Origin of the sequence: Bradyrhizobium sp. R2.2-H (assembly GCF_004346455.1) — a bacterium.
Taxonomy (GTDB): Bacteria; Pseudomonadota; Alphaproteobacteria; order Rhizobiales; family Xanthobacteraceae; genus Bradyrhizobium; species Bradyrhizobium diversitatis.
On the sequence record NZ_SMBR01000014.1, the window covers coordinates 122,392 to 138,691 of the forward strand.

Annotated in this window: 16 protein-coding genes; 7 read left to right on the forward strand and 9 right to left on the reverse strand. The window is 65.7% G+C overall.

Features of this window, described 5'->3' with window-relative positions; genetic code table 11:
* Window positions 1-333 precede the first annotated feature (333 nt).
* The 3 genes from EDE08_RS30510 to cobS form a co-directional block, all read right to left on the reverse strand.
* On the reverse strand, window positions 334-1,425 hold the full coding sequence (locus EDE08_RS30510) for an esterase-like activity of phytase family protein (RefSeq protein ID WP_131872650.1): 1,092 nt from the start codon (window positions 1,423-1,425) through the stop codon (window positions 334-336).
* On the reverse strand, window positions 1,422-3,326 hold the full coding sequence (cobT, locus tag EDE08_RS30515; protein WP_131872652.1) for a cobaltochelatase subunit CobT: 1,905 nt from the start codon (window positions 3,324-3,326) through the stop codon (window positions 1,422-1,424). The genes EDE08_RS30510 and cobT overlap by 4 nt, the downstream gene beginning before the upstream one ends.
* 182 nt (window positions 3,327-3,508) lie before the next feature.
* The gene (gene cobS, locus EDE08_RS30520; RefSeq protein ID WP_061882621.1) at window positions 3,509-4,507 is read right to left on the reverse strand and encodes a cobaltochelatase subunit CobS; all 999 of its coding nucleotides are present in this window, start codon (window positions 4,505-4,507) and stop codon (window positions 3,509-3,511) included.
* A 298-nt stretch (window positions 4,508-4,805) separates the two neighbouring features.
* Here cobS and EDE08_RS30525 point away from each other — a divergent pair, with 298 nt between their 5' ends.
* The 4 genes from EDE08_RS30525 (at window position 4,806) to EDE08_RS30540 (ending at window position 8,089) form a co-directional block, all read left to right on the forward strand.
* The gene (locus EDE08_RS30525; protein ID WP_131872654.1) at window positions 4,806-5,465 is read left to right on the forward strand and encodes a DedA family protein; all 660 of its coding nucleotides are present in this window, start codon (window positions 4,806-4,808) and stop codon (window positions 5,463-5,465) included.
* A gap of 160 nt (window positions 5,466-5,625) precedes the next feature.
* Window positions 5,626-6,636 carry an aldo/keto reductase gene (locus EDE08_RS30530; RefSeq protein ID WP_131872656.1) on the forward strand — a complete coding sequence of 337 codons (1,011 nt, stop codon included), beginning with the start codon at window positions 5,626-5,628 and terminating at the stop codon, window positions 6,634-6,636.
* Between the two features lie 109 nt (window positions 6,637-6,745).
* Window positions 6,746-7,606, forward strand: coding sequence for a VOC family protein (locus EDE08_RS30535; RefSeq protein WP_131872658.1), 861 nt, complete (start codon window positions 6,746-6,748; stop codon window positions 7,604-7,606).
* Between the two features lie 57 nt (window positions 7,607-7,663).
* Window positions 7,664-8,089 (forward strand): putative quinol monooxygenase, encoded by a 426-nt coding sequence (locus EDE08_RS30540; RefSeq protein WP_131872660.1) that lies wholly within the window; start codon window positions 7,664-7,666, stop codon window positions 8,087-8,089.
* Window positions 8,090-8,135: 46 nt separating this feature from the next.
* On the opposite strand, the gene EDE08_RS30545 is transcribed toward EDE08_RS30540, so the two are convergent.
* Both EDE08_RS30545 and EDE08_RS30550 read right to left on the reverse strand, forming a co-directional pair.
* Window positions 8,136-9,041: a LysR substrate-binding domain-containing protein gene (locus tag EDE08_RS30545; protein ID WP_131872662.1), complete on the reverse strand. Its 906-nt coding sequence runs from the start codon at window positions 9,039-9,041 to the stop codon at window positions 8,136-8,138.
* A gap of 105 nt (window positions 9,042-9,146) precedes the next feature.
* Window positions 9,147-10,376, reverse strand: coding sequence for a citrate/2-methylcitrate synthase (locus EDE08_RS30550; protein WP_131872664.1), 1,230 nt, complete (start codon window positions 10,374-10,376; stop codon window positions 9,147-9,149).
* Window positions 10,377-10,453: 77 nt separating this feature from the next.
* Between EDE08_RS30550 and EDE08_RS30555 the strand changes: the two genes are divergently transcribed.
* Window positions 10,454-11,548: a citrate synthase/methylcitrate synthase gene (locus EDE08_RS30555; RefSeq protein ID WP_131872666.1), complete on the forward strand. Its 1,095-nt coding sequence runs from the start codon at window positions 10,454-10,456 to the stop codon at window positions 11,546-11,548.
* Window positions 11,549-11,708: 160 nt separating this feature from the next.
* Window positions 11,709-11,945 (forward strand): hypothetical protein, encoded by a 237-nt coding sequence (locus tag EDE08_RS30560; RefSeq protein WP_131872668.1) that lies wholly within the window; start codon window positions 11,709-11,711, stop codon window positions 11,943-11,945.
* Between the two features lie 56 nt (window positions 11,946-12,001).
* Here the strand turns inward: EDE08_RS30560 and EDE08_RS30565 are convergent, their stop codons facing one another.
* On the reverse strand, window positions 12,002-12,634 hold the full coding sequence (locus EDE08_RS30565) for a J domain-containing protein (protein ID WP_131872670.1): 633 nt from the start codon (window positions 12,632-12,634) through the stop codon (window positions 12,002-12,004).
* 104 nt (window positions 12,635-12,738) lie between these two features.
* On the opposite strand from EDE08_RS30565, the gene EDE08_RS30570 reads away from it, so the two are divergent.
* The gene (locus EDE08_RS30570; RefSeq protein WP_131872799.1) at window positions 12,739-13,008 is read left to right on the forward strand and encodes a BolA family protein; all 270 of its coding nucleotides are present in this window, start codon (window positions 12,739-12,741) and stop codon (window positions 13,006-13,008) included.
* A 106-nt stretch (window positions 13,009-13,114) separates the two neighbouring features.
* Here the strand turns inward: EDE08_RS30570 and EDE08_RS30575 are convergent, their stop codons facing one another.
* From EDE08_RS30575 to EDE08_RS30585, 3 genes are all read right to left on the reverse strand, one after another.
* Window positions 13,115-14,467, reverse strand: a complete 1,353-nt coding sequence (locus EDE08_RS30575; protein WP_131872672.1) for a hemolysin family protein — start codon at window positions 14,465-14,467, stop codon at window positions 13,115-13,117.
* Window positions 14,468-14,534: 67 nt separating this feature from the next.
* Entirely contained in the window at window positions 14,535-15,677 is a 1,143-nt protein-coding gene (aroB, locus tag EDE08_RS30580) for a 3-dehydroquinate synthase (RefSeq protein ID WP_131872674.1), read from the reverse strand.
* Window positions 15,674-16,300 (reverse strand): shikimate kinase, encoded by a 627-nt coding sequence (locus EDE08_RS30585; RefSeq protein WP_131872676.1) that lies wholly within the window; start codon window positions 16,298-16,300, stop codon window positions 15,674-15,676. Before EDE08_RS30585 ends, aroB begins: the two co-directional genes overlap by 4 nt.

A 16,300-nucleotide genomic window follows, 5' to 3' on the forward strand; every position in this document is an offset into this window, starting at 1 on the left:
CAATGTGAGGGGGAGTGTAATGGGGGACGCGCGGATTGCTAGGCGCGCGGGGGAATGGCGGGTAGCCCCGGCGTGCATTTCCGCAATCGCGGTCCGGCGCGAGATGACGCCACACATTCCGCTGTCATCCCGGACAAGCGTCAGCGCAGATCCGGGACCCATACCCACAGGGAGAAATTTGGCGACAACTCGGAGTGGGAGCTTTGCCTTACACTCCTCCCTGGGGATATGGGTCCCGGATCTGCGCGCGCTTGAGGCGCGCTTGTCCGGGACGACAGGTGAGACTCGAGACGCGTCGGGGACGACAACGGAGTCTGCCGAACGACGCCCGCCCTACTCCGCCAGCGTGAATTGCAGCAGCAGGGTCCGCTGCAGCATCGAGAAATTGTCGTCGGAGATCAGCGTCAGCACCGTCTCGCCTTCGCTCGTGACGTGGGCGTCGATGGCTTCCATGTTGTCGATCTCGTGGCCGAGATCGGCGGCGAACAGCGCGGGGCCATCGACCAGCGCGCCCGGGACGATCGACTTCAGGGGGATCGAGCGGATGCGGATGTTGACGCCGGTGAACCAGGAGAATTTGCGTTCGAGGATGAGCAGCTCGCCGGAGGGCAGCAGCACGGCATCGCTGATGTCGTATTTCTCGGTGCGCCGCACGCTGAACTGGCCAGGCGTGGGGCCGCCGATCAGAAAGGCGACGAGGTTGCCATCGGCGTCGAGCCCACGCTCGGAGAAGGCGATCAGGCTGCCCGCGAGCGGCTGGCCCTGGCCCTTGGGCACGACGACCATCGCCTCGAGGCCCTTGTTGTAGGGCAGCTTGCGCAGGGACGGCGGGACGCTGATCACCTCGCCGTGGGCTCGCGTGCCGCCCTTGGCAAAATCGTAGCGCAGGATCTGGTTGACGCGCTCGAGCCCGACATAGACGAGGTTGCCGTCGCGCGCGAGCGACTCGGTGTCGTACCAGAGCTTCTTCTCGGTGATCGGCCGGCCGTCGGCGCCCAGCACCGGCGCGGCCTCGACGTCGGCGAGGCCAACCATCTCGCGGCCGGCATAGCGGATGGTGCCGGTGAACCAGCCGCCCTGGTCGGAGATCGCGAGGAAGCGCTCGCCCTTGCCGTCGAGGAAGCGAAGGCCGGACAAGCCGCCGAAGCCGCGATAGGGCGAAGTCAGCACCAGGCCGCTGCGATAGTCCAGCGAACCGAAGCGCGTGCGCGAGCGGTCGCGCGGCTCGAAATTGGGAATGCTGCGCGCGTTGACCTCGACGTTGACGGGCGCGGCGACGGCATGCTCGACCTGGAGCGGGACTTGAGGTGTTCTTGGCTGCGGCTCGGCCGCGGCTTGCGCCTGCGCGAGGCGGGAGACTGCGAGAGTGGAGAATCCCGCCGCCGCGTGGCCGAGAAAGCTGCGGCGGGATGAACGCGTGCTCACGAATGCAATTTGCGTCGCGGGCGACCGGGTGCTTGCGTGGGCGCCGTGTTGGTCTCGCTGAAGAGTTCGGCGAGCTTCTCGGTGATGGCGCCGCCGAGCTCCTCGGCGTCCACGATCGTCACCGCGCGGCGATAGTAGCGCGTCACGTCATGGCCGATGCCGATCGCGATCAGCTCGACGGGCGAGCGGGTCTCGATCTCCTCGATGATGTGGCGCAGGTGCCGCTCGAGATAATTGCCGGGATTGACCGACAGCGTGGAATCGTCGACCGGCGCGCCGTCCGAGATCATCATCAGGATCTTGCGCTGCTCGGGACGGCCGAGCAGGCGCTTGTGCGCCCAGTCCAGCGCCTCGCCGTCGATGTTCTCCTTCAGCAGCCCCTCGCGCATCATCAGGCCGAGATTCTTTCGCGCGCGCCGCCAGGGGGCATCCGCCGACTTGTAGATGATGTGGCGGAGATCGTTGAGGCGGCCGGGATTGGCCGGCTTGCCGGCGGCAAGCCAGGCCTCGCGGGACTGGCCACCTTTCCAGGCACGCGTGGTAAATCCCAAAATCTCGACCTTGACGCCGCAACGCTCCAGCGTGCGCGCGAGAATGTCGGCGCAGGTCGCCGCGACCGTGATCGGGCGGCCGCGCATCGAGCCGGAATTGTCGAGCAGCAGTGTCACCACGGTGTCCCGGAACGTCGCCTCCTTCTCGTGCATGAAGGACAGCGGGTGATAGGGATCGGTGACGACGCGCGACAGCCGCGCGGGATCCAGGATGCCCTCTTCGAGATCGAACTCCCAGGCGCGGTTCTGCTGCGCCATCAGCTTGCGCTGCAGCCGGTTGGCGAGGCGGGCGACGATGCCCTGCAGATGCGCGAGCTGCTTGTCGAGATAGGCGCGCAGCCGCTCCAGCTCGTCATGATCGCAGAGGTCCTCGGCCGCGATCACCTCGTCGAACTTGGGCGCGAAGGCGTGATATTCCGGCCCGCGCGGCTCGTTCTTGCCGTGCGCGTTCGGGCGCGTCGCCTCGCCGGGCGTCTCGTCGTCGCCGAGCTCGCCGTCGTCGAACGTATCCGAGGTCGAGGCCTGCGCGCTTTCCATCGCGCTCTCGCTCATCTCCTCCGAGCTCGCCTGCGCCTGGTCGGCGCTCATCTCCTGCGCGGCGTCGGAATCGGGCGAGCCTTCGGCGCCGGACTGGTCGTTGTCGCCGTCCCGGTTCTCGTCGTTCTCGTCATTGTCTTCGCTGTCGGCGTTGCGTTCGTCGCCGAGCTCGAGCGCCGACAACAGATCATGCACGGCGTCGCCGAACCTGGTCTGGTCCTCGACCACGCCGTCGAGCCGGTCGAGCCGCTTGCCGATCTTGTCTTCGAGGATAGGCCGCCAGAGGTCGACCATCTTCTTCGCCGCCGCCGGCGGCGCGAGGCCGGTCAGGCGCTCGCGCACCAGCATCGCCAGCGCATCGGCGAGCGGCGCATCGGCGCGGTCGGTGATCTCGTCGAACTTGCCGCGATGGAAGTGGTCGTCGAGCATCGCGGTGAGGTTCTTGGCAACGCCGGCCATGCGGCGCGCGCCGATCGCCTCGACGCGGGCCTGCTCGACCGCCTCGAACACGCCGCGGGCCTGCGGATTGCCGGGCATCAGCTTGCGATGAACCTTGGGATCGTGACAGGCGAGCTTGAGCGCGATGGAATCGGCATGGCCGCGCACGATCGCGGCATCGCGCTTGGTCATTTTGCGCGCCGGCTCGGGCAGCCGCGCCTTGCCCGGCGCAAGCCCGGGCCGCTCGGCCGCGAAGGAGACGTCGAGCTCGGGCGATTTCGCGATCGCCTTGAGGCAGGAGGCGACCGAGCGCTTGAACGGCTCGGTCGGCGCCTCCTTGTTGCTGCGGAATTTGGAGTTGGAGGTGGTGCTCATCTCGATCTCACCGTCGTCCCGGGCTCAGCTTGATCCGTCGTCCCCGCGAACGCGGGGACCCATAGCCACGGGGAAAGGTTGTGGGCGAAGCTGGTAACTCCGAGTCTTCGCAAAACCACTCCCTGTGGGTATGGGTCCCGGATCTGCGCTTCGCTTGTCCGGGACGACACACCGAGAGAACTTCAGCTCAGCGCCACGTTCACCGCCGATTCCGGCAGCTCCGCGTTGAAGCAGCGCTGGTAGAACTCGGCGACCAGGGGCCGTTCGAGCTCGTCGCACTTGTTGAGGAAGGTGACCCGGAAGGCGAAGCCGATATCGCCGAAGATGTCGGCGTTCTCCGCCCAGGTGATCACCGTGCGCGGGCTCATCACCGTCGACAGGTCGCCATTGGCGAAGGCGTTGCGGGTCAGGTCGGCGAGGCGGACCATCTTGTTGACGATGTCGCGGCCTTCCTGGGTGCGATAGTGCTTGGCCTTGGCCAGCACGATCTCCACCTCCTCGTCATGGCTGAGATAGTTCAGCGTGGTGACGATCGACCAGCGGTCCATCTGGCCCTGGTTGATCTGCTGGGTGCCGTGGTAGAGGCCCGAGGTGTCGCCGAGGCCCACCGTATTCGCTGTGGCGAAAAGCCGGAACGCCGGGTGCGGCTTGATGACCTTGTTCTGGTCGAGCAGCGTCAGGCGTCCCGAGACTTCCAGCACGCGCTGGATCACGAACATCACGTCCGGGCGGCCGGCGTCGTATTCGTCGAACACCAGCGCAACGTTGTGCTGCAGCGCCCAGGGCAGGATGCCGTCGCGGAATTCGGTGACCTGCTTGCCGTCACGGACCACGATCGAATCCTTGCCGACGAGATCGATACGGCTGATGTGGCTGTCGAGGTTGACGCGCACGCAGGGCCAGTTCAGGCGGGCGGCGACCTGCTCGATATGAGTGGATTTGCCGGTGCCGTGATAGCCGGTCACCATGACGCGGCGGTTGCGCGCAAAGCCCGCGAGAATGGCGAGCGTGGTGGCGCGGTCGAAGCGGTAATCGGCATCGACTTCGGGCACGTGAGGGTCGACTTCGGAATAGGCGGGGACTTCGAGATCGCTGTCGATCCCGAACACCTGGCGCACCGACACCTTCATGTCGGGCAGACCGGAAACTTCCTCAACTTTGGACAGGGCGGCGGTCGTCATCAATCCTCCGAGGTCCCGGGCGGTCCCGAAACCGGTTATTCGCACGTTGGCTGCGGCTGGGTGCTGCAAAGCAACCTATCAGAGACACGGGGCCGGCAGAAGCCCGCCCTCCAATCAAAGTTCCGTCGTGTTTTCATCTAGATAGGCAAGGAACGCAGTTTTTGGAGGGCTGCCTTGCGAATCACGCTCGAATTTCGGGCGGGGTAAGGCCTCTGCCTGCCTAAATGGCACTTTTGCCGCACGTGCTTACTTAGGTAGGGTCCGAACTCCAAATGCTCCAGCCCGCCACAGAGACGACGTGACGTCCTTCCTCGATCCGCTCATCGCCTTCGTCTCGGCCCATCCATGGCTGGGCTATCTGGTCCTGTTCCTGGCGGCGCTGCTCGAAGCCGTGCCGGTGGTGGGATCGGTGATCCCGGGCTCGACCATCATCCTGGCGCTGAGCGCCCTGGTCCCGGGCGGCGAACTCGAGCTGCAATGGGTGCTGCTGGCGGCCGCGCTCGGCGCCGTGCTCGGCGACGGTTCGGCCTACTGGATCGGGCACCGGCGCCAGCGCGAGATCCTCAACACCTGGCCGCTGACCAATTATCCGCGCGTGGTCGCCGAGAGCGAGAGCTTCTTCAACCGCTTCGGCACCTGGGCCGTGTTCTTCGCCCGCTTCGTGCCGCCGGTCCGGGCCTTCGTCCCCGTGACCGCCGGCGCGCTGGGCATGGCGCCGGCGAAATTCTACGCGGTGAACATCCCGGCCATCCTGGCCTGGGCGCCCGCGCATGTGCTGCCCGGCGTGCTGGCGGTCTCGGCCCTGCACGAATATGCCGGGCTGCATTATCATGGGCATGTCGGCAAGCACATCTGGATCTTGACGGTGGTCGGGGTCGCGATCCTGCTGGGTTTGGCGGGATGGATCTATCGCCGCCGAAATGGCGGCGGCGTTGCTACTGCAAAGCCGCGGGCTTAGGCGCCAGCTCAGAGCCCTGACCGACCACAGGCAGCTCAATCTGTGAATTCAAATCCAAGGTGCTGAGATCAGCGCCCGGCTACCGTGCGTGCGGGCCCGAATGTATTTCAGCCATCGACACCGGAGATGGGTCCGGTGGTCTGACTGAAAGGTCCGTACGATGGCGTTGAACAACATCCTGCCCGGCAAACTTGGCTTCGGTGCGGCACCGCTCGGCAACATGTTCCGCGACATTCCCGAGGCTGAAGCGCTGGCGACAGTCGACGCCGCCTGGAACGATGACATTCGCTATTTTGACAATGCTCCTTTCTATGGCGCCGGCCTCGCCGAGATCCGCATGGGTCGTGCGCTTGCCGGCAAGCCGCGCCAGAACTACGTCATCAGCACCAAGGTCGGCCGCATCGTTCTCGACGAGATCGAGGGAGGCCCGCGCGACTATGGCGAAAAGGGCGGCGTGTTCGCGCATGGCCGCCCCAACAAGGTGGTCAACGACTATAGCGAAGACGCAACATACCGTTCGATTGAAGACAGCCTGAAGCGGCTCAAGACCGATCATATCGACATCGCCTTCGTCCACGACGTCGCGCAGGACTTCTACGGCGACGAATGGCTGAGCGTGTTTGAAAGCGCCCGAAAAGGCGCCTTCCGGGCCCTGCAAAGGATGCGCGACGAAGGTGTCATCAAGGCCTGGGGTCTGGGCGTGAACCGGGTCGAACCGATCGAACTGCTGCTCGATCTCGATGAGCCGCGCCCCGACGCCTTCCTGCTTGCCGGCCGCTATACGCTGCTCGACCACGGCCGGGCGCTCCAGCGCGTCATGCCGGTGGTGGCGGAGCGCAAGCTCGAGATTATCGTCGGCGGCCCCTACAGCTCGGGCGCGCTCGTCGGAGGCCCGAACTTCGAATATGCCCCCGCGACACCGGCGATCATCGCTAGGGTCGCAGCGATCAAGGCGATCGCTGATCGCCACAAGATCAGCATGAAGGCAGCCGGCCTCCAATTCGCTCTGGCGAACCCTGCTGTAGCGGCCGTGATCCCGGGCGCCAGCCGGCCCAGCCGGATCGCCGAAGACCGCGCAGCGCTCGAGGAGACGATCCCCGCCGACTTCTGGCGCGAATTACGCGCCGCGGATCTGGTCAACCCGGCCGCACCGCTTCCCATCGCGGTCTAACCCACAAGCTCAACACCGACGACGCTCACCGGTCGAAGCCCGCTTCGCCCGGCTGGCCCCCCGCGTCCCGAATCGACGCATCTCAACTGAACGAAAAAGGAGAAAAACCATGCATGACCTTGAAACGGACAAAGCAGCCGATCCCAGCCGCCGCGACATGCTGCTGACGGCCGGCGCTGCGATGATCGCGGGGGCCGCGACAGCGGGCCCGGCGCTCGCCGCCACGACCTCGGCTCGCGGCATCGACGGAATGTCCGCAGTCGAACGCAATGCCGGTCCGCTTGCGGTCCGCCTGCAGGGGGTGCAGCATTTCGGCTTGACGGTGCAGAACATGGAGCGCGCCTTCGAATTCTACACCGAGGTGCTGGGCGGCACGGAGGTGTTTCGCCACGGCGACTTCCCGGGCGATCCCGTACAGAACACATTGCTCGCCGATCAGGAAATCCGCGCCGGCGAACTCCACGTCGATCCGCAGACGATCGGTGTGCCGAACCTTCGGGACGGCGATCAGCGGCTCGACGTACGCTTCGTCCAGTTCGACAATGTCGTGATCGAGCTGCTGCAATATCGCAACGCGCAGGAGCCGATGGGCAGCGCCAACAGCTTCGCGCCACCGGTGCAGAACATGAGCCCTGCCTATCCGCGCATGATGCACATCTGCTTCTACGTGCGCGACGATGTCGACTTCAACAAGTTCATCGCCGACCTCGAAGCAGAATCCGCGCGGCGCGGCATGACGCAAGTGCGGGCCAACCGCATCATCCGCGTGCGAACCGAGGCGGAGCGCAAGGCCGCCCCCGAGAACACCAACACCAACAAGGTGACGGTGGCTCCGTCGGATGGCTGGGAGTTGATCTACTGCAAGGGCCCGGAGGGCGAGCAGCTCGAATTCGTGAAGGCGCTCGGACCGGTGAAGCAGCGCTTCGCCAGCGCGCACGCCGCACGGCAGCGCACTCTGACCGGACAGTGATTGGGTCGAACGCAACTGAAGCTCCCGTTTGTTGCTCTCGAAAATGGAAACTGGAAAATGAAACTCCGATTCGTAGAATCATTTGCGCTCGCCATCCTGCTCGGAGCCGGCGTGATTGGTGCATCCATCCCGGCCTCAGCTAAGGAAGCCAGCGGTATCCGCTACGCCCAGATCCCGGCCAGCGCTTATTCGATCATCGCCGAAGTGCGCGCCAAGCCCGGCAAGGAGGCCGAGCTGCGTGCGGCCACGCTGCCGCTGATCGCACAGGTGCGCAGCGATCCCAAGAACCTTGTCTATTTCCTCCAGCAGGACCGCGAGCGTCCCGGCCACTTCGTCTTCTACGAGGTCTTCGCCACGAAGGACGATTTCGAGGCACACAACGCCATGCCCTACGTCAAGGACTGGCTCGCCAAGCTTCCGGCGCTTGCCGAGGGCGGAGTCCAGTTGATGCGCATGGAAATCCTGGAACGCGACCGACGCTGAGACGTTGCGCGGCCGGGGCAAACGCTACGCCTCGGCCGTCGTCTGCCTATCCTTCGGCAAGGAAGCGCTGCATGCGCGGCACCGTGAAATCGAGAAAGGCCCGCACCCGCGCCGGCAGGAGCTGCGCGCCGCGGAACAAGGCGTGGATCTCGTCGGTCACACCGATATCGCTGTCGGCGAGGAGCTCGACAAGCTCGCCGCGCGCGATGGGCTGGCGCAGATGATAGTCGGCTGCCCGAACGATGCCGACTCCGGCGATCGCCATACGGCGAAGCGTCTCGGCGTTGTTGGCGAGCAATGACCCGCTGAGCATGCGCTCGACGATGCGTCCGCCTTCTCGCATCGGCCACACCGGCATCGCGCGTCGGAAGTTGAAACCCAGGCAGTTGTGATGGACCAGGTCTTCCGGCGTTTGTGGCGTTCCGTGACGCGCGAGATAGGAGGGCGAGGCGACGATGCGCCGCCGGGTCTCGCCGATCCTGCGCGCCATCAGGTGGGAATCCGCTAGCTTGCCGACGCGTATCGCGACGTCGGTGCGGTCGAGATAGAGATCGACCACCTCGTCCGACAACGACAGATCGACGACGATCCGGGGGTAGGCCTGAAAGAATGCGGGCAGGATCGGCTCGAGCGCCGCCGTGCCAAACGTCACCGAGGCGTTGACACGAATAACCCCTTCGGCTTCCGCGCCGCCCTGCGCGATCAGCTGCTCGGTCTCATCCAGCGAAGCGAGCAGCGCCTGGCTGCGCTCGAAATAGAACTGCCCCTCGCCCGTGAGCGCGAGCCGGCGCGTCGACCGCTCGATCAGGCGTACGCCGAGCCGGACCTCCAGCCGGGCGATCAACTTCGAGACCGTGGACGGCGTCATCAGCATGAGACGGGCAGCTTCGGAGAAACTGCCCGTCTCCACCACACGTACGAACACCAACATCTCGCCTGCACGATTGTCCATATTGCTCCTGCGCCCGGATTTCAGAATTACGCCAGAACCTAACAAAACGAGGCGACAAAGTCGCTTTGGCTTCGCCGCAGGACGTCGTGCATCCGAGTAGGCACCCTAGGACTTCGCTTCCGTAGCCCCCATTCTCCGCCCCGGCGCCGGTCCCACATACCTCGCCCGCGGCCGGATCAGCTTGCCGAACTGCAATTGCTCGCTGGCGTGCGCAATCCAGCCGACGCTGCGGGCCATGGCGAACAGAGCGAGCTCGCTGCCCGCGGGCAGGCGCAGCGCGTGCACGAGGACGGCGAGCGCATAGTCGATGTTGACGAATTCGCCGGTGGCTTCCGCGATGCGCTCCGGCACCTCGCGGGTGAATTTGCGCGGCGCGCCGGCGCGCGACAATGCGTTCAGCAGCGATTGCGCGCGGGGATCGCCGCGCTTGTAGACGCCATGGCCGAAGCCGGCAAAACGCTCGCCGAGCGCGACGCGCTCGCGCACCATCGGCTCGACGTCGCGGTCGACCAGCGCTTTCACGAGCTGCGAGGCCAGCACGCCGGCCCCGCCATGCTTCGGCCCTTTCAGCGCGGCGAGGCCGGCGATGACGGAATCGTAGAGATTGAGACCGGTCGAGGCCGCGCAACGGGCTGTGAAGGTCGAGGCGTTCAGCTCATGATCGGCCAGCAGCACCAGCGCCCGGCGGATCAGGTCGGGCGCATGCTTGTTGTCCGCCGTCCACGCCTTCGCGATTTGCCGGTGCAGCGGCTCGGCCGAGGGCTCGGCGTTGAGCATGGTCGCAACCAGCAGACGGACGATGCGCGCGCCGACCATGGCGCGGCCATCGGGCGCACGGGTGAAGGCGCGGGGATCGGCGCTGGCGGCCAGCGCCAGCACGGCGATGGCCCGGTCGATCGGCGCCGCCCGGCGCGCGGCCTGCCCGATCGTGCGCATCTCCTCGGATATCTCCGGCTGATTGTCCGGAGCGAACGGATCGACGCCGGAGACGTCCCAGAGCAGCGTCGCCGTGTGCTCCAGCGTGTCGCTTTCGGAAAGATCGACGCAATTGACGCCGCGATAGATCGCGCCCTCCTCGGTGATGGTCGAGATCTCCGTGTCCATCACCGGCAGGTCCGCGTCGAAGCTGCGCAGCCCGCGCGGCTCCGGCGACGGCACCCGGCGCTCCTTCAGCGCCCGGACATCCTCGGCCCGGTAGCGGTTCTTGCGCGAATCCGGCGTCGGCTCGGAGCGGATCAGGCCACGGCTGACATAGGCGTAGAGGGTGGCCGGGGAGATCGCGAGCTCGGCGGCCGCCTCCCGGGCAGAGAGATACAGCCCATCGGAATTTTTCATATTGATTTACGTAATCAAGATTGATCAATCTGTCGAGAGGCCTGACCTTTCTCGCGTGAAATGAAAGGAGACAGGCCATGAACATTCATCTGACCAAGAGCCAGATCGGGCTGGACGGCGTCACCGCGGCCGAAACCGTGCTGAGCCATGTCGACGGCGAACGCGGCGAGCTGATCATCGCCGGCGAGCATGTCGGCAAGCTCGCCGCCAAATCGAGTTTCGAAGGCGTCACCGCCCGGCTCTGGAATGGCGCCAGCAAGACCAGCCTGAGCGAAGCCAATGTGCGGGCGAGCCTGGGCGCGGCGCGCGAGCGCGCCTTCACGCGGCTGCCCGACCTGCTGGCGGCGACGCGCGGCATGGGCATCGTCGACGGGTTTCGCGCAGCCGTCGCCGGGCTTCGCGCCGAGCACGGGCTCGAACATGAAGCGACCATCGTCGGCGCATTCCCGGTGATCGCAGGCGCACTGGTCCGCCGCACCAAGGGGCTGGAGCCGGTCGCGCCCGATCCCGGCGTGAGCCACGCGGCCGACACGCTGCGCATGCTGCACGGGCGCGCGCCGGCAGCGCGCGAGGTCACCGCGCTCGATGCGTATCTCGTCACGGTTTGCGACCACGGCATGAATGCCTCGACCTTCACGACGCGCGTGGTGGCCTCGACGCAAGCCGATCTGTTCGCCGCCGTGACCGCGGGCTATTGCGCGCTCACCGGTCCCCTGCATGGCGGCGCGCCGGAGCCGGTGCTGGAAATGCTGGATGCGATCGGCTCGCGTGAACGGATCAAGCCGTGGGTCGACGCGGCGCTTTCGCGCGGCGAGCGGATGATGGGCTTCGGCCACCGCGTCTATCGCGTGCGCGACCCCCGCGCCGACGTGCTGAAGACCGCGATCGAGGCGCTGGCTTCCAACGGCGCCGACCTGCCCTTCGCCGGCGAGGTTGAAGCCTATATCCGCGCCGCGCTGCGCAAGAAGAATCCGGAGCGGCCGCTGGAGACGAATGTGGAGTTCTTCACTGCGATCCTGCTCGATGCGCTTGCTATTCCAAGGCAGGCCTTCACGCCGATCTTCGCGGTGGCACGCGCCGCGGGATGGACCGCCCACGCGCGCGAGCAGCAGCGGACGGGACGGTTGATCCGGCCAAGCTCGTCCTACGTCGGGACGATGCCTGCAGATTAGACGCAAGCACGATATCCGGGCTCGTCAGGATTGACCTTGTTCGGGCCTTTTCGAGCACGCGACGGAAGGACTCCGCGGCCAGCTGGAACAAAGACGCTGGCCGCGCATTCATGATCGCCCCTACGAATGTCTTCAGGGGCAGTCACGAAAAGGAATTGTAATGAAGAAGCTCTCCTACGCCCTCGCTGCCGGAACGCTGTTCGCTCTGTCGTCGCTCGCGGTGCCAGCCCATGCGCTGCCGGCGCATCCCATCGCAAACGCTTCAGTGCCGGGGGACGTCGTGAACGCACGCTATCATTACGTTCCGCGAAAGGTCTGCACCGTACGCACCGTGGTCACGCGCGGCTATCATGGACGCCGCGTCGTCAAGCGCGTCCGTGTCTGTCGGACAAGGTAACGACGAAGGTGCCGTCCGCTTCCGGGCGGGCGGCATCCAAACCAGGCGCGGAGGCCTTACGCCTCCCGCACGACCGTCTTCAGATAATTATACGCCTTGATGATCTCGATCAGGCGATCTTCGGTGGAGCGGTCGCCGCCATTGGCATCGGGGTGATGCTGCTTGACCAGCGCCTTGTACTTGGTCTTGACGTCGGCGAGCGTGGCGCTGGGGCCGAGGCCCATGACCTGGAGCGCCTTGCGCTCGGCGTTCATCACCTTGCGCGTCTCGGCCTTCGGCTGGGCGTCCGGGCCCTTCCGCCAGTTCGCGCGGCCGTTGATCTCGCTGAACATGCTGAACGGGTCAGACGCCATGTCGATCTCGGCTTCCGCACCCTTCTTGCCGCCATTGGCGCCCATCTTCCAGGTCGGACGATGGCCGGTCAGCGCATCCTTCTGGTAGCGCGCGACGGCGTCGGCGTTCATGCCGGAGAAGAAATTGTAGTTCTGGTTGTACTCGCGCACGTGGTCGAGACAGAAGTGCCAGTATTCGCGCTGGTTCTCGCGACCCTTCGGCGCGCGGTGGCTGCCCTTGTTCTGGCAGCCGGTCCATTCGCAGGCGACCACGCTGTCGCGCGGCTTCGCTTCCGCCTGCTTGCCGCGCGGCTTGACGCGGATGGAGTCGAAGAACTTTGATGAATCGATCGGCATGGCTGACTTTGACTACGCAATGCAAAAACCTTCAAGTCTTGACATTGCAATTAGCGTGAGGCCCGGGAGTTGACGGGCCGCGATCGCGTCCCTTAATGGCACTCATGGTCATGAAAGACACTATCAGCAACAAGTTGCAGGAAGCTTTCACGCCGGAAAGCCTGCAGGTCGTCGACGAGTCACATTTGCATGAGGGCCACGCCGGCCATCAGCCGGGCGGCGAGACGCACTTTCGGGTGTATATCGTGTCTGCCGCCTTCAAAGGGAAGAGCCGGGTCGACCGCCATCGCATGATAAATTCGGCGCTCGCCGCGGAACTGTCCGGCGGCGTGCACGCGCTCGCGATCCAGGCGCAGGCGCCGGGGGAAGGCTAGCTCCGTCATTCCGGGGCGGCTCAAAGAGCCGAACCCGGAATCTCGATTCCGGGTTCGATGCCCCGCATCGCCCCGGAATGACGATGCTGGTGCAACGTGAGCAAAACTAAAACGACGTTCCGGCCCGTCTCGGCTTGGTCTCCTCCAGCTCACCCTCGCGTGCCACCGGTGAAATACGGAGCGCGGTGATGCGGTTGCGCTCGCGGCGGAGGACGCGGAAGCGGAAGCCGTGGAAGGTAAAACTCTGACCGCGGTCGGGGATCGAGCGCGCTTCGTGAATGACGAGGCCGGCGACCGTCGTTGCCTCTTCATCGGGCAGGTGCCAGTCCAGCGCGCGGTTGAGATCGCGAATCGGGACCGAACCGTCGACCACGACGGAGCCGTCGGGCTGACGGCGGACGCCGGCGACGACCACGTCGTGCTCGTCGGAGATATCGCCGACGATCTCCTCCAGAATGTCTTCCAGCGTCACGAGGCCTTCGACCTCGCCATACTCGTCGACGACGAGCGCGAAATGGGTCTTGCGACGGCGGAACGCCTTGAGCTGCTGGGATATCGGCCGCATTTCCGGCACGAACCAGGGCGGCAGCATGATGGTGGTGACGTCGATGCGCGACGTATCGCCCTCCGCGGCGCGGATGGCCCGCAACAGATCCTTGGCGTGCAGGATGCCGATGATGTTCTCCGACTTGTCGCGCCACAGCGGAATGCGGGTGTATTCGGTGGCCAGCACCTCACGCACCAGCTCCTCCGGCGGCAGGTCGGCATTGATCATCACCATGGCGGTGCGATGAACCATCACGTCGGACACGGTCAGCTCGCCGAGGCGGAAGACGTTGTGAATGTATTCGGCCTCGCCGCTCTCGATCTTGCCGTGCACGGCCGATTCCTCGACCAGGCCCTCGATCTCGGAATCCGTCAGGATCTCGTGCTGCGAAAACTCCTGGACCCCGATCAGACGCAGGATCCCGCTCGAAGCCGCGTTGAGACACCAGCTCAATGGATAGAACACCAGGTAGGAAAAATACAGCGGATAGGCGATCCACTGCGACACCGGCATCGGCTCCCTGATCGCAAGCGTTTTCGGCACCTGCTCGCCGATGATGATATGCAGCGAGGAGAAGACCAGGAAACCCGCCACGAACGAGACGAAGTGCAGCGTGGCATCCGACAAACCGAGCGGCTGGAGGATCGGACTCAGCAGCGCCGACACGGTCGGCTCACCGATCCAACCAAGACCGAGGGACGCCATGGTGATGCCGAGCTGGCAGCAGGCGAGATAGGATTCGATGTTTCCCATCATCGTCTGCAGCAGGCGCGCGCCGAAGCGGTTCTGCTCGACCATGGCCTTGACGCGAAAGCCGCGGCTCTTCACGAGCGCGAATTCCGCAGCCACGTAAAACGCGTTGGCGGCGAGCAAGAGGACCGCCAGCAGCAGATTGATCGAGATCGAACTCATGTTTGCCTCGCGACCGCCTCGGCATTCCCCGCCGTTGCGCGGGCGGCCGGCCTGAACGGTCCCGCCATCACTGCGACAGTTTCGACTGCAGGAAATCACGCACCAAGGTCGGCTCGACGTCCTTGGCGATCACCGCGCGTCCCACGGCCTCCAGCAGGATGAAAGTGAGCTTGCCGCGCTTGACCTTCTTGTCCTGCGCCATCAGCGCCATCAGCGCATCGGCATCGGCAAGTCCTTCCTGCGCGAAACCGGCGATGTCCTGCAGGCGCGTCGGCAGGCCGGCTTCGATCAGGTGCCGTTCGACGCGCATCGCATCGGTCTCGCCGATCATGCCGAGCCTGGCCGAGAACTGCGCCGCCAGCGTCATGCCGATCGCGACGCCCTCGCCGTGGAACAGGCGGTCGGAGAAGCCGGTCGCCGCTTCCAGCGCATGGCCGAAGGTGTGGCCGAGATTGAGCAGCGCGCGCTCGCCGGTCTCGCGCTCGTCGCGGGAGACGACGCCCGCCTTGGCGCGGCACGAGGTCGCGATCGCGTGCTCGCGCGCGGAGCCGCCCGTGAAGATGTCGGAATGGTTCTTTTCCAGCCAGGTGAAGAAGGCCTCGTCGCCGAGCACGCCGTATTTGGCGACCTCGGCATAGCCGGCGCGGAACTGGCGCGGCGACAGCGTGTCGAGCACGGCGGTGTCGGCGATGACCAGCACCGGCTGGTGGAAGGCCCCTAACAGGTTCTTGCCCTGCGGCGAGTTGATGCCGGTCTTGCCGCCCACGGATGAATCGACCTGCGCGAGAAGCGAGGTCGGCACCTGCACGAAATCGACGCCGCGGCGCAGGATCGCCGCGGCAAAGCCGGCGAGATCGCCGACGACGCCGCCGCCGAGTGCGATGACGAGATCGTTGCGCTCGATCCTGGCGGCGATCAGGGCTTCGCTGACTTTTTCGAGGCCCGCATAGGTCTTGGAGATCTCGCCTTCCTCGACGACGATGCGCGAGGTCGGAATACCGCTGGCTGCGAGCGACGCCTCAGTGGGCTCGAGCCAGTATTTCGCGACGGTGCGGTCGGTCACGATGGCCGTGCGCACGCCCGGCCGCAAGGCTGCGACCCGTTCTCCAAGCGAAGACAGCACGCCGCGGCCGATGACGATGTCATAGGCGCGGTCGCCGAGCGCGACGTCGACCTTGACTGGATCGGAATGTTTCAACGGCGCAGTCATCGTACGGCACTCGCAACGTCGGCAGGTGGTTGGGCGGCCTGTCCGCCGCAGAGATGGGCGTGCAGCGCCCCGATGCACTCCTCGACGATCCGGTCGTGCGGCACGTCGCGCGAGGCGATGGTGAGGTCGGCACTGGCATAGACCGGCTCGCGCTGGGCGAGAAGGCGCGTCACGGTTCCTTCGGGATCGGCGGTCTGAAGCAGCGGACGATCGGCACGGCGCCGCACCCGGCGCATGATGACGTCATGGTCCGCCCTCAGCCAGATCGAGATGGCCTTCGCCGCGATGCGCGTGCGCGTCTCCTCGCGCATGAAAGCGCCGCCACCGGTCGCCAGCACGATCGGCCCGCCCTCGAGCAGGCGCGCGATCACGCGGGCCTCGCCGTCGCGGAAATAGGGCTCGCCATGGGTCGCAAAGATTTCCGGGATGGTCATGCCGGCGTGGGCCACCTCGATTTCGACATCGGCATCGAGAAATCGCAGGCCAAGCCGCGCCGCCAACCGCCGGCCGATGGTGGACTTGCCCACCCCCATCATGCCGACCAGCACGATCGAGCGCGCGCCGAGCGCCGACAGGATGTCGGCCTCAGGGGTCGCTTGTGCTGGCACCGCGGCGTCGGACAT